We start from the raw sequence: 12,668 nt of genomic DNA on the forward strand, positions 1-12,668 counted from the left end.
CAACAACTGTGAGTACCGACACCGGCCGTGGAGTCACAGGACCTCGTCGACCCAGCTGCGCAGAGCTGCGATCGGTGCCGCACCAGACTTGCGCGCCAGGACACGACCGCCGTCCATCAGCAGCAGCGTCGGAACGGCCTGCACCTGGAAGCGTTGCGACAACGCGGGCGCGGTGTCCACGTCGACCTTGACCAACTTCAGCGAGCCCGCCCGCTCACCGGCCAGCTGCTCCAGCGCCGGGCTGACCATCCGGCACGGGCCGCACCACGTCGCCCAGAAGTCCACCAGCGCCGGCACCGACGCGTTCTCGACCGCCTCGGCGAAGTCCCGGTCCCCGGCCGACACGATCCACGGCAACCACTGCCGGCACTTCGCGCAGCGGGGCCTGCCGCGGCCGCCCGCCGGCACCCGGTTGCGTTGCCCGCAGTGTGGGCAGGCGACGGTGTCGGCGGTCATGGGCCGAACCTGCCCGCTGGTGTGACGGCATCGACGACCGGGGTTTGCGCCGCCGGCGAGCCGCCGGACTCGGCGTCGGCCTTGATGGTTGCCACGCTGGCCCGCATGATGTGCCCGACGAACGGCCGGATCAGCCACCAGTAGCGCCGGAACCGGCGCCGCGAGTCGGGATCGGTGGTGACGGTGCGGCACTGATAGCTCAGCAGCGTGTACTGCTCGCCGTAAGGGGTCACCGAGAAGTTCGCGGCGATCTTGCCCCACCCGGGCTCGTCGAACGTCGCGAACTCGTCCGGGCCGACCTGCAGCCAGTCGATCACCGGTCGCCAGAATCGGCCGACGGCGCCGAACACGATCTCGGCACCGGGTCGTTCCCCGACCAGGAGCCAGCCGGGCATGGCCGCCATGTCATCCAGCTGCAGCCGCGCCGGCGGGGCAGCGGAGTTGCCGCGCACTCGTCCCGGCAGGCCCCGCAACCACATGGCGGCCGTCAGCAGCGGTGTGCGGACCGTGAGGAAGTCGAGGTCGCGCGCCGCGCGATAGGTGGCGGCCGGCTCGGCGGCCACCATGGTGTGCACCGCGATGAGGGCGTCGGCACGCGGCATCACCGATTCGATCAGCATCCGCTCGGTCATGGGCGTCATGGTCTCTCGGATGCACGGCGGTTCGACAGGGCGGAAAGTCCTCAGCTGGGCGGGCCCAAGACCTTCACCGCCGTCCCGCCACCCGCGAGTTTTGTCATCCCGTTCTCCGGGAAGCCGCGGGACGTGACTGAAATCCGGGTCGGCCCGATGCTGCGTCATGTCGGTCAAACCGACGCCACCGTCTGGGTGGAGACCGACGAGGCGTGCGAGGTGCAGATCCTCGGTTGTGCTGCCGAGACTTTCGAGGTCGAAGGCCACCATTTCGCGATCGTCCGCATCGACGGTCTCGAACCCGACCGGCAGTACCCGTACGACGTGCGCCTCGATGGCGAGCGGGCGTGGCCACCGCCCGACTACCCGTTCCCTCAACCGCAGATCAAGCTCATCCCGCCCGGCAGGTCGGTGCGTCTGGCATTCGGGTCCTGCCGGACATCGGCGCCCCAACGGGCGCCTTACACATGGCGTGGCCTCTGGCACCCCAAAGGGAAAGGAGTCGATGCGCTGCGCGCGTTCGGCGCCCGGATGCTCAACCAGCCCTCCACACTGTGGCCCGACGCGCTCTTGATGCTGGGTGACCAGCTCTACGCCGACGACGTGCCCGACGACATCAAAGAAGAGGTCGCCGATCGTGAGGTGCACGCCGGTGGACCGGTGGACGTCCTCGAAGACTTCGAGGAATACTGCATCGGCTATCGCGACGCGTGGACCGAGCCGATGGTGCGCTGGATCCTGTCCACGCTGCCGACCTCGACAATCTTCGACGACCACGAAATCAACGACCGCTGGAACATCTCGGCACAGTGGTTGGCCGAGATGCGCCGTACCTCGTGGTACGAGACCCGGATCACCGGGGGACTGATGGCGTACTGGATCTTTCAGCACCTGGGCAACCTCACGCCGGCAGAACTCGCCGCCAACGAAACCTTCCAAGAGATCCGGCGCACCCGCGATGGCAGCACGGCGCTGCGCCAGATGGCCAAGGACGCCGAGAGCGACGAAGGCCGCTCCCGGTTCAGCTATTGCCGCGACTTCGGCGACACGCGCCTGGTGGTCGTGGATTCACGGACCGGCCGGCAACTGAAGCCAGGACAACGCTCGATGGTCACCGACGACGAGTGGGACTGGGTCACGTCGCGAGTCGACGGCGACTACCGGCACCTGATCCTCGCCTCGTCGTTGCCGGTATTGATGCCCTACGGCATCCACGACATCGAGGGCTGGTCGGAAGCCGTCGCCGACGGAGCGTGGGGGCAGCGGATGCGCGGCCTCGGCGAGCAGGCACGCATGAAGGGCCACCTCGACCATTGGGCGGTGTTCCAGCGCAGCTTCCGTGACATGGAGTCCCTGGTGATCGACAGCGCCCACGGACGGCGGGGCACGCCACCGCAATCGATCGTGCTGCTCGGTGGCGACGTCCACCACTGTTGGGTCAGCGAAGTCCAGTTACCCGACGAGGCCACGTCGACGTCCCCGACAGCGGTATGGCAGGTGGTCTGCTCGGGACTGCGCAAAGATCTGCAGCTCGGCGAGCGGCTGCTGCAAGTTCTGGGCCACACTCGCGTTGCCGCGGCGGCGGGACGGGTACTGGCCAGAAGTGCCGGGATCAGCGCCCCGAGATTGCGGTGGCGCGAGGCGACTGGCCTGCACTTCCGCAATCAGATCGGCACCCTCGAGATCGCCGGCGACGAAGTCGGGGTACGGCTCGAGGAAGTGTCCGGGGCCGTGCGCAAACAACGACTCACCACCGTTGTCGAGCACAAATTGCGCTGACAGGCGCTGCCCTCACCGGCATTTCGCGGTCGCGCCGGTCAACGGCTTCTGGCCGCTGGACTCGTCAGCGGGTGGTCGGGCTATTTCGCCGTCAGACCTCAGCGAGACTGTGCGGTCTGGCGCCGGTTCGCCTTCTTGATCGCGGACACCAACTCGCCCTTGTCCATCTTGGAGCGGCCCGGGATGTCGAGTCGGCGGGCCACCTCGGTGAGGTGCTTCTTGGTCGCGTTCGCGTTCACGCCCTCGGCGGTCTTGCCCTTGGCGTTCGGGCCGCCGCTGCGCGCACGCTGATCCGACGGACCCTTCTTGTCCTTCTTCTCCCAGTGATCGCCGATCTTCTCGAACTTGCGCTTCAGCGTGCTGTACGCGACGCGGTGGGCGCGCTCGGCGTCGCCGTACTCCTCGGCGGCTGCGTCGTGGGCCTTGGCGAAGGTGCGCTGCGCCTTCTTGCCCGACTTCTTCAGTGTGCTCGGCAATTCGCTCTTCTTCGGCTTGCCGTTCTTCTTGGTCATCGGCATGGTTTCTGCCCTCCGGTATCGATCGGTCGTACGGCGCCGCCCGGTGACATCACCCACCGGGCAGATCTGTTCAACCCCCGTGGCGGGGCTCGCCATGTCGCATTCCCGGGCATCTGTGCAGCTAAACGCCCCGCTTGACGTTGGCGTCTCAGCGGGCGAGGGACGACGGCGCGACCGGGAAGTCGAAGTAGGTGTCCGGGTACGGTTCGGGTGTGAAGGTGTAATGCCACCACTCGTTGGGATAGTTCTGGAGGCCCTGACTCTCGAGAACCTTCTTCAGCAGTAGTCGATTGGTCAACTGCTCACCCTGGATTCCATCCGCCAACGTGTGCGCCGACGGGTCGAAACAGTCGTAGCCGGTGCCCATGTCGATGGTGTTGTCGGGAAACCGGCGAGGTGCCGGCGCCGTGCACGCCGACAACGGCTCGCCGGGGTCGTAGGCCGGTTGAGGTTGCGCGGGCAGAGCGACCAGGGTGAGGTCGACAGTGCTGCCGCGGCTGTGCCCCGACTGTTCAGCGATGTAGCCGTCGGCGAAGAGCTGGGACTTGTCGACCCACGGGTAGAACTCGCCCTTCATCTGTTGTGCGGACGGATCCGCGGCCCAGGCGACGAAGTCGTCGACGGCCTGCTGCGGGCGGTAGCAGTCGTAGACCTTCAGCGAATAGCCCTGCGCGACGAAGACCTCCTGGGCGCGTGCCAGCGCCTCGGCCGCCGGGCGCGTCAGGATGCACATCGCCGCCTGGTAGCCGTCGACGGGCTCACCGGTGAAGTTGTGCGCGGTGTCATAACGAATGTCCTGCAGGATGGACGGCGCCACCTCGCTCAGCGAGACGAAGTCCGCTGGTGCGGCCGCATCGGGTTGAGCAGCGGCCTGAGGCGCGCACACCCCGGGCAGCAGCGCGGCCACGGTCATCGCCACCAGTCGAAGCGAGGTCGTCATGACTCCATCACAGCATCTGCGCGCCGGCCCCGCCGCCGCGTGGGCGAAGAACTGAAAGACCCGTTCCGGAATACGCGGCCCGCGCGAGCGCGTTTAATCAGGGCGTGACTGAGCAACCGGAGCTGAGCCCCACCGACTGGGTTCGCGAGCAGACGCAACGCATCCTCGAACAGGGCACCACCGAAGGCGTCGAGGTCTTCGACCGTCCCGTCGTCCTGTTCACCACCACCGGCGTCAAGTCCGGGCAGAAGCGCTACGTGCCCCTCATGCGTGTCGAGGAGAACGGACGCTATGCCATGGTCGCCTCCAAGGGCGGCGACCCGAAGCACCCGGCCTGGTACCACAACGTGAAGGCCAACCCGGCGGTGACGGTCCAAGACGGCACCGAGGTGTCGGAGATGACGGCCCGCGAGCTCGAGGGCGACGAGCGCGAGCACTGGTGGAAGTTGGCGGTGGAGGCCTATCCGCCCTACGCCGAATACCAGACCAAGACCGACCGCCAGATTCCGGTCTTCATCGTCGAGTGACGGTCCGCGGCTGAGGTCGGGGTTCGGCTCCTGCCCGAGTCAGCGTTCGAACGCAGCGTGCAGCGCGTCGCACTGCCGATCGAAAAAGCGTTGCGCCACTGGCTTCTTGGAGGCGACGATGTCGAAGCCGTGGAATGCCCCCTCGACCACGTCGAGCTGACATGGCACACCCGCGTCGCGTAGCCGATGTGCGTACTCCACGTCCTGGCCATACAGCGGATCGACCGTTCCCACGCCCATCCATGCCGGCGCAAGACCGGACAGGTCGTCGTGCCGCGCCGGGACGGCAGATCGGCGATCCGCGCCTTTGAGGTAGGCCTGCCAGCCCAGCCGATCGCTCTTCTCACTCCACATCCGGTGGTGCGCAGACGCGAGGCCGGGGCGACTGGACGGTCGGTCGTCGACCATCGGATAGACCAGCAGCTGGAACAACGGTGTCGGGTCGCCGCGATCGCGGGCCAGCAGAGCCAGCGCCGCTGCCAAACCGCCACCCGCGCTCGCGCCGCCGATCGCTACCCGGCCGGGCACCACACCGGGTTGGCGCGCCAGCCAGGCCAGCGCCGAATAGCAATCCTCGAGGGCCGCCGGATAGGGATCTTTCGGAGCCAGTCGGTAGTCGACGGACGCAACCGGAACGCCGAGGCGACGGACGAACCGTCGGCACAGCGTGTGGTCCTGGGCTGCCGTTCCGAGAACGTATCCGCCGCCGTGGATCCACAGGAGTGCGCCGCCGTGCGAGCATGGGCCTTCGGGTTGGTAGAGCCGGACACTGGCACTACGCGTGATGGCAACGATCTCCACGCCCTCGGTGGTCGACGGTGCGCGTCTGGCCAACGCCCGCAGCGCCGGCAGCGTCACCTTGTTGAACGGCGAACGGGGGAGCACGCGCGCGATGGCCCTCAGATCGGGGTGGTAGTGGTCAGATCGGATACGTGACACGACTCAACTCCTCGGAGACGGTCCACAACCGCTCTTGCGCCTGCTGGTCATAGGACTTCTTGTTCGACCGCACCAGTGTGGGACGACCGGCCATCTCCAGAAATCCGTCTGGTCCCCAGTACTGACCACCGCGCACGTCGGGCATCGTCGCGGCGTACAGCTGCGGCAATGCACCGTTCGCGGGATCCTGGCCGAGGAACGGCCCGGACAACGTCATCAAGGCATGGACTGGTTTCGACATGTTCCGGAACAGATCAGATTTCGTGTATCCGGGGTGTGCGGTGACTGCGATGAGCGGTGCCCCCGCTCTGCTCAATCGTCGATGCAGTTCGTAACAGAACATCAAGTTCGCGAGCTTGGACTGGGCGTAGGCAAGCGCGCCGCTGTATCGGCGCTCCCACTGCAGATCATCGAAATGTATTGCACCGCCGAGCTTGTGGTCCAAACTTGCGACCACAACCACCCGGGCGCCCTCGATGTCGAGCATGTTCTCCAACAGCAGTCCCGTCAGCGCGAAGTGGCCGAGGTGGTTGGTGGCGAATTGCAGTTCGAAGCCGTCGGCTGTCGTTGTCTTCGGCGGGAACGCCACCGCGGCGTTGTTGACGAGCAGGTCGATCCGCGGGTATGCGGCGCGCAGTTCTGCCGACGCGGTGCGGACTGCTGCGAGCGACCCCAGGTCGAGCTCCTGCACCGTGACCTGCGCCCGCGGGACTGACCGGCGGATCTCGTCAGCTGCCGCCGTGCCCTTGTCCACATTGCGCACGGCCAGCACGACCTGCGCTCCGCACTTCGCCAGCACCCGTGCGGTGTCCAGCCCGAGGCCCGTATTTGATCCCGTTACGACCGCGACCCGACCGGATTGATCAGGAACGTCGTTTTCCCCCCACGTGTGCTTCTTCGCCATCCGGCAAGACTCCAATTCGATCGCTGCGTCGTGGGCTCGTCATTTCCCGCGGCGGCCCGTCAAGTGGGACTTCGTGTTCGTCAGCATTGCTGGAGGCGAACCGGCAGCACCGTCGGTCCCCGCAGCGAACTGTTGGTCGACCAGGTGGTAGGCCCCGTCGTCGTGATCCGCTCGACACGCTCGACAAGCTCGCGCAGCACGGCTTCGGCTTCCATGCGGGCCAGCGGTGCGCCGATGCACATGTGCGCGCCGTACCCGAAAGCGACATGCATGCGCGGATTCCGGTCGGCGATGAAGGTGTCGGGATCGTCGAAGACGAGCGGGTCACGGTTGGCGGCGCCGAAGGACAGCAGCACCCGTGAACCATTGGGGATGGTGACATCACCGATGTCGTAGTCGGCGCAGGTGTAGCGGTACAGGTTCTGGATCGGGCTGGTGAAACGCAGGAGCTCTTCGATGGCCATCGGAATGAGATCCGGATTGGCGCGGATCTTGTCGTATTCCTCGGGATTTCGAGCAAAGACGTCGAACATCCCACCGAGGAGGTTTGTGGTGGTCTCATTGCCGGCGATGAGAAGCAGGATCGAAATCAAGAACAGTTGTTCATCGGTCATGTTGCCGTCCGTGCTGTGTTCGATCAACCGTCCCAACACGGTGCCAGATCCCTTGAGGTGGCCACTGGCGAGTTGCTTGAGGAAATAGCGGCGGAGCGCCAGAGCTGACGCCAGGCACCTCGCGCCACCCAGTATTCCGCTGGGCGTCGGGGTGAAGTTGATCATCTGCACCGCGCCCTCGGACCACCGGCGGAAGTCAGCGATATCGGCTTCCGGAATGCCCAAGATGCCGGCAATCACCCTCAAGGGCATGGGGATAGCGAGTTCCTCGACCACGTTGCAGCCTGGGTTGGCGAGCATGTTGTCGACGAGTTCGGTTGCGAGGCGACCGGTGATGGCTTGCCAGCTGTCGAGAGCTCGCTTGGTGAATGCGGGCTGCACCTGCTTCCGCAGGCGGCTGTGCTGCTGGCCGTCGGTGAGGACGACCAGGTCGGCCGCCATGCGGACGCGGGTGACACCTTGACTGCTGTTGATCTTGTCGGTATCCCGCAGGGCAGCTCGTACGTCTTCGAGTCGGGAGACGACCCAGGTTGCTCTCTTCGCGTTGTAGTGGAGACGGCCACCGCTGTGCAGGGCACGGTAGGCGGCGAAGGGGTCGGCAGCCGTGGCCGGGTCGAGGGGGTCGTACGCCGTATTGACGGCTCCTTGCCAACCTCTGGTCCCGAGCCGTCTGGTACGCAGTGCTGCTGCCAGATTCATCTGCAACGCGGTGCCGAAGGGGCGTATGGACGTGAGAACGCCCCCACTGTCGTCAGTTGTCGTCATCGTTGTGCAAACGTCCTCTCTGAAACCACCCGAACCGCTGAATACTGACGCCGGGGCCGCGACGTCGTTTCCCCACGACGACTCACAGGAGCGGCCCTGACGTCGCTACCTCGTCGTCATGGTGCCGGGATGCCGGGCTCGCTGGCTCAGAGCCGCGCGACGACGACATCGTTCGAACAGTCCTCAGCGCTCATGTCTTGTCCGGCTGCACGTCTTGGTGCCGAAGGGCCCCAACAGGGCGACGGTCTGAACTCGTACCCTGCGGTCAGGGTTCGGCAGAGCCCGGGCGCACTCGTGCCCGGCCTGAAGTGCCGGTGCTCGCCTGCCGTCCATGGCATCAGGCTGGCCAGTCGAGGCGACGAAGGTCAATAGGCTGAGCTGATGTTGCGAAGCCAACCGCATGTCCAACACCCGATTGTGTCTCACCGTAAGCCACTCACCAGCGCCTTCGACTGCGACAAGCGGGTCATGTTGTCTCAAACCGCAAGAAAAGCCACCGGAGCTAGCAGCATGGGATTGTATGGGGCATGGCGAGAACCGACTGGCTGGTAGGGCGAGACCGAAGCGCCGCCGCGGCGGACCGGATCTACCAAGCGGCGTCAGACATCGTGTTGCGGAAAGGGTTCGAAGCACTCACCATCGGCGCGCTCGCACAACGGGTGCACTGCTCGCCGGCCACGATCTACCGGCACGTCGGAGGTAAAACCGAGATCATGGAGGCCGTCACCCTGCGGCTCTCGATGCAGGTCGTCGGCGCGGTCCGTGCGGCCATAGTCGATCTCGAGGGGGCAGAACGGGTAGCGACTGCGGTTGTGGTCGCTCTCGAACTCATTCGTGCCCAACCCCTGGGACACGTGATCATGAACAATGTGGTGCCCGGTCTGGGAGGAGACTGGCTCACCGATTCGCGGCTGATCGCGTCGATAGCCGAGGAGATCATCGGTCGACCTGACGAGGCGGCCGCGCAGTGGCTCATACGGGCGACGTTGGGGCTGTGGTTGTGGCCGGGGCGGGATCGCGACAGCGAAGTGGAGATGGTCCGCCGTTTCATCGGTCCTGCCCTCGGCAGCCCCTAGATCGGGTGGTGCGGCCTTGGCGGCCCGCTCATGGCCGCGGCAATTTGCGATGGAGGGGATTGGTGCTGACGGGCGTGGCCCGCGTGTTCGACGGCAGTCGGTCGACGACCGTCGGCATGTCTGCTGTCGCGCGGGTGGCGTCGTGCAGCTGCACGGCCGCCTTACGTCCCGCGCCCAGCGCCGGTGATCCGATCAGCCGACGCGCCGGCCGGCCGCAATCCGCGCACGGCACCGTCTCCGGTGGTGCGCTGATCGGGTGATGTTCGCTGAACGGGGGACACCCTTGCGGGCATCGAAACCTATACGAAGGCATACATATCACCATAAGACGATGAGAGCTGTGGCCACACCGTTCACAGAGGTCTAGGTTCGAAGGGGTAAGCCGCTCGGAGACCCGACCGTGGAGGACGACGTGCCCGAACTGCTCTATCCGCTTGACTCCAGCAGGAAATTCACTGATCAGCAGATCGTCGGCCACAACCGGTGGCACCCGGACATCCCGGCCGCGGTCACCGTCAAACCCGGTGACACGTTTCGTGCGCACTGCCGGGAGTGGTTCGACGGCGCCATCCACAACGACGACTCGGCCGACGACATCCTCAATGCCCCACTCAAAGGTGTGCACTGTCTTTCCGGGCCGTTTGCGGTGGAGGGAGCCGAACCGGGAGACCTGCTGATCGTCGACATCCTGGATGTGGGCCCGATTCCTCAGGAGGATTCCGGACCCCTGGCCGGTCAGGGCTGGGGCTACACCGGAATCTTCGCCAAGCAGAACGGCGGCGGATTCCTGACCGATCAGTTCCCCGACGCATACAAGGCGATCTGGGATTTCGCCGGGCAGAGCGCGACGTCTCGACACGTCCCAGGGGTGAAGTACACCGGCATCGTGCACCCGGGTCTGATGGGCACCGCGCCGTCGGCTGAGCTGTTGGCGAAGTGGAATCGCCGCGAGGGAGCCCTCATTGCGACCGACCCGGATCGCGTTCCACCCCTTGCTCTTCCGCCTGAACCGCAGGACGCCATACTGGGTTCGCTGACCGGTGACGACTTCGAACGGGTCGCCGCCGAAGCCGCCCGCACCGCACCGCCGCGGGAGAACGGCGGCAACCAGGACATCAAGAACCTCACCAAGGGCACGCGGGTGTTCTATCCGGTTTTCGTACCGGGAGCGAATCTGTCGTTCGGCGACCTGCACTTCTCCCAGGGCGATGGTGAGATCACCTTCTGCGGCGCCATCGAGATGGGTGGCTTCCTGGATCTGCATGTCGACCTCATCAAAGGCGGCATGCAGACGTACGGGGTTTCGGAGAATGCGATCTTCATGCCCGGCAACACCGATCCGCAGTACTCGGAGTGGATCGCGTTCTCCGGCACGTCGGTGACGCTCGACGGCGAGCAGAAATACCTGGACTCCGACCTGGCCTATCAGCGCGCGTGCCTGCACGCCATCGACTATCTGACGAAATTCGGCTACAGCCCGGAGCAGGCCTACCTGCTCCTGGGCTCGGCGCCGATCGAGGGCCGGCTGTCCGGGGTGGTGGACATCCCCAATTCCTGTGCCACCGTCTATATTCCGACTGCGATTTTCGACTTCCCGATCGCCCCGTCCGCGTCGGGTCCGCACCAGATCGATCCTGGGATGGGCGCTCCGCACGCCAGCTTCTGAGCCGTGTTTCAGTCGGTGGGCTCCCAGGTCAGGATGCCTGAGTCGGCGAAGAGGGAGAGGTGCAAGCGCCCGTCCTGGAGCACGTAGCTGCGCACGGCCGTCAGCGCCCGCGACACGCGCTGGTCCAACGATCCGGGCGGGCAGGCCATCTCGGTGACAGCGATCGGGCCGAAATCGAGCTGTCCTGAGTCGGCGGAGTCATCGGCGCTGGCCTGCCAGCTCGACGAGCCGCGGTTGCAATCGATCTGGAAGGCGGCGCGGCCGGATTCGCCGTCGCGGACGCCGAAGTCAACGGTGTACAGCTGCTCTGCCGGAACTGTGGTGGTGCCCTGTGCGTCGTCCATGGATTGGATTTCAGTCAGCCTCCACGTCGTCCCGTCGAGGCTCGTGGCCGCTTCCGCGGTCGGTGCAGAACACCCCGTCAGCACCGCGGCCGTCGCAGCGGCGATCGCGGCTTTCACGGTGTGTGCGGGGCGCTGGTCATGCTGCGCGGGGTTTCCGCGCGGCGCATCAACAACGCCAGAACAATGGCGACGATGAGCAAGGCGGGAACGTCACCGACAAGATGACCCCGCTCGCCGGCATCCGCGAGTGCTTGGACGGCCATGATCACGGCGTGCACCGCGCTGGATACCGCCGTGAACCAGATCAGGCTTCGGTTGGCGAGCGGATCACGCGTCGCCATCAGCAGGAACACGCCCAGCGTGGCGTACAGGCCGATGATCATGGCCAGGTAGTGCGACGATCCGTGTCCCCACGCCCAGCCCGACGGCCACACCACCGTCAACGGATACACGCCGAGGATGAAGATCAGCCCGATGACCGCGACCGCCACCCTCAGCAGGAAGACCGGACCGCGGTTGGTTTCGTTGTGCCCGGACATCAGCACCGCCCCTCGTCGAGGTACAGGCCCATATTTTCACGTTGTCCGGTCTTCTTGGTTGTTTTCAACTCAGCGACTAGGTCGTTATCGGCTCCGGATTCAGCAGATCGCGGGCTATGTCCCGCGCTGTATCCATCGGTTGGGTGCTGTCGTCGAGCCCGCGGTGCACGATCGCACCCTCCACCAGGAGAAAGACGTGCTCGGCCAACCGGCGCGCCTCGGCGGGGTCAGGGCGGTCCTCTGCCACCAGTTCGGCGAGCCGGTCGCGCACCGCCTGCTTGTGTTCGCGGATTGCGGTGTAGGCGGCGTGATCGCGGGGTAGTTCAGCTGCGGCGTTGACGAAGGCGCAGCCGCGGCTGACCATGGTCGCGTCGTCGAGGTAGGCATCGAAAACCACTAGCGCACGCGGTGATTCGGCTGCGGCGATACGTTGCTCGAACTGCTGCCACCACAGTTCGTGTCGCCGACGCAGGTACGCCGCGACCAGAGCGTCCTTGGAGCCGAACCGGTCGTACAGCGTTCGCTTCGTGACACCGGATTCGGCGGCGATGGTGTCGACGCCCACCGCGTGGATGCCGTCGCGGTAGAACAGGTGCGACGCCACCTCAAGGATGCGCCTCGCGCCGGGCGTCAGCCGCAGTTCATCGCTTTTCACCGTCGGCCCCTTCCCTTGACTTCACAGATCAGTATAGTAGCGTACGGCGTGAACTTCACAGATCGGTGAGATGAAAGGGCTGAGGAAATGCTTACATGGATGAGGTCCGTCGTCGACGCTGCCGCCGAGTTCGCGCGGGGAATCGACACCGCGAGCGCCATCCGGCACGGCGTGCCCGTCGCGCCGAACGGCCGCTCTCGACCTGCGCCACCCGAGCCGGCGCACGACGCAGTGGTGCTGCTAGTGGATCCTGTGCTGCGGAACTGACCGGAGGCTCTGCGGCACGCTGGGTTTCGACAAGGCTGCCGGGGTGG

At 65.8% G+C, this 12,668-nt stretch carries 16 protein-coding genes; 6 read left to right on the plus strand and 10 right to left on the minus strand.

Annotated elements, in window-relative coordinates:
- Window positions 1-33 precede the first annotated feature (33 nt).
- Both trxA and ACEWX3_RS07265 read right to left on the minus strand, forming a co-directional pair.
- Window positions 34-456 carry a thioredoxin gene (gene trxA / locus ACEWX3_RS07260; RefSeq protein ID WP_207065831.1) on the minus strand — a complete coding sequence of 141 codons (423 nt, stop codon included), beginning with the start codon at window positions 454-456 and terminating at the stop codon, window positions 34-36.
- Window positions 453-1,088: a hypothetical protein gene (locus ACEWX3_RS07265; RefSeq protein WP_374159036.1), complete on the minus strand. Its 636-nt coding sequence runs from the start codon at window positions 1,086-1,088 to the stop codon at window positions 453-455. Before ACEWX3_RS07265 ends, trxA begins: the two co-directional genes overlap by 4 nt.
- Before the next feature lie 132 nt (window positions 1,089-1,220).
- On the opposite strand from ACEWX3_RS07265, the gene ACEWX3_RS07270 reads away from it, so the two are divergent.
- Complete coding sequence (locus ACEWX3_RS07270; protein ID WP_374159037.1) at window positions 1,221-2,867, plus strand: alkaline phosphatase D family protein; 1,647 nt, start codon at window positions 1,221-1,223, stop codon at window positions 2,865-2,867.
- Window positions 2,868-2,965: 98 nt separating this feature from the next.
- Here ACEWX3_RS07270 and ACEWX3_RS07275 read toward each other — a convergent pair whose 3' ends face one another.
- Complete coding sequence (locus ACEWX3_RS07275) at window positions 2,966-3,385, minus strand: ChaB family protein (protein ID WP_374159038.1); 420 nt, start codon at window positions 3,383-3,385, stop codon at window positions 2,966-2,968.
- Window positions 3,386-3,533: 148 nt separating this feature from the next.
- Complete coding sequence (locus ACEWX3_RS07280) at window positions 3,534-4,325, minus strand: M15 family metallopeptidase (protein WP_374159039.1); 792 nt, start codon at window positions 4,323-4,325, stop codon at window positions 3,534-3,536.
- 104 nt (window positions 4,326-4,429) lie between these two features.
- Between ACEWX3_RS07280 and ACEWX3_RS07285 the strand changes: the two genes are divergently transcribed.
- The gene (locus ACEWX3_RS07285; protein WP_163678324.1) at window positions 4,430-4,852 is read left to right on the plus strand and encodes a nitroreductase family deazaflavin-dependent oxidoreductase; all 423 of its coding nucleotides are present in this window, start codon (window positions 4,430-4,432) and stop codon (window positions 4,850-4,852) included.
- Between the two features lie 39 nt (window positions 4,853-4,891).
- On the opposite strand, the gene ACEWX3_RS07290 is transcribed toward ACEWX3_RS07285, so the two are convergent.
- The 3 genes from ACEWX3_RS07290 to ACEWX3_RS07300 form a co-directional block, all read right to left on the minus strand.
- Entirely contained in the window at window positions 4,892-5,782 is an 891-nt protein-coding gene (locus ACEWX3_RS07290; RefSeq protein WP_374159803.1) for an alpha/beta hydrolase, read from the minus strand.
- Window positions 5,772-6,695, minus strand: coding sequence for an SDR family NAD(P)-dependent oxidoreductase (locus ACEWX3_RS07295; RefSeq protein ID WP_374159040.1), 924 nt, complete (start codon window positions 6,693-6,695; stop codon window positions 5,772-5,774). Before ACEWX3_RS07295 ends, ACEWX3_RS07290 begins: the two co-directional genes overlap by 11 nt.
- A gap of 80 nt (window positions 6,696-6,775) precedes the next feature.
- A complete protein-coding gene (locus ACEWX3_RS07300; RefSeq protein ID WP_374159041.1) occupies window positions 6,776-8,074 on the minus strand; it encodes a cytochrome P450 in 1,299 nt (432 codons plus the stop codon).
- Between the two features lie 527 nt (window positions 8,075-8,601).
- On the opposite strand from ACEWX3_RS07300, the gene ACEWX3_RS07305 reads away from it, so the two are divergent.
- From ACEWX3_RS07305 to fmdA, 3 genes are all read left to right on the plus strand, one after another.
- Window positions 8,602-9,150 (plus strand): TetR/AcrR family transcriptional regulator, encoded by a 549-nt coding sequence (locus tag ACEWX3_RS07305; protein ID WP_374159042.1) that lies wholly within the window; start codon window positions 8,602-8,604, stop codon window positions 9,148-9,150.
- Window positions 9,151-9,212: 62 nt separating this feature from the next.
- Complete coding sequence (locus ACEWX3_RS07310; protein WP_374159043.1) at window positions 9,213-9,410, plus strand: hypothetical protein; 198 nt, start codon at window positions 9,213-9,215, stop codon at window positions 9,408-9,410.
- Window positions 9,411-9,562: 152 nt separating this feature from the next.
- A complete protein-coding gene (fmdA, locus tag ACEWX3_RS07315) occupies window positions 9,563-10,816 on the plus strand; it encodes a formamidase (RefSeq protein ID WP_221355061.1) in 1,254 nt (417 codons plus the stop codon).
- A gap of 8 nt (window positions 10,817-10,824) precedes the next feature.
- Here fmdA and ACEWX3_RS07320 read toward each other — a convergent pair whose 3' ends face one another.
- From ACEWX3_RS07320 to ACEWX3_RS07330, 3 genes are all read right to left on the minus strand, one after another.
- Complete coding sequence (locus ACEWX3_RS07320) at window positions 10,825-11,277, minus strand: META domain-containing protein (RefSeq protein ID WP_374159044.1); 453 nt, start codon at window positions 11,275-11,277, stop codon at window positions 10,825-10,827.
- Window positions 11,274-11,699, minus strand: coding sequence for a DUF6632 domain-containing protein (locus tag ACEWX3_RS07325; protein WP_207065820.1), 426 nt, complete (start codon window positions 11,697-11,699; stop codon window positions 11,274-11,276). Before ACEWX3_RS07325 ends, ACEWX3_RS07320 begins: the two co-directional genes overlap by 4 nt.
- A gap of 76 nt (window positions 11,700-11,775) precedes the next feature.
- A complete protein-coding gene (locus ACEWX3_RS07330; protein ID WP_374159045.1) occupies window positions 11,776-12,354 on the minus strand; it encodes a TetR/AcrR family transcriptional regulator in 579 nt (192 codons plus the stop codon).
- A 99-nt stretch (window positions 12,355-12,453) separates the two neighbouring features.
- Between ACEWX3_RS07330 and ACEWX3_RS07335 the strand changes: the two genes are divergently transcribed.
- On the plus strand, window positions 12,454-12,621 hold the full coding sequence (locus tag ACEWX3_RS07335; protein ID WP_374159046.1) for a hypothetical protein: 168 nt from the start codon (window positions 12,454-12,456) through the stop codon (window positions 12,619-12,621).
- The last annotated feature ends 47 nt before the right edge of the window (window positions 12,622-12,668 follow it).

It is taken from the genome of Mycobacterium sp. G7A2, from assembly GCF_041902445.1.
Lineage (GTDB): Bacteria > Actinomycetota > Actinomycetes > Mycobacteriales > Mycobacteriaceae > Mycobacterium.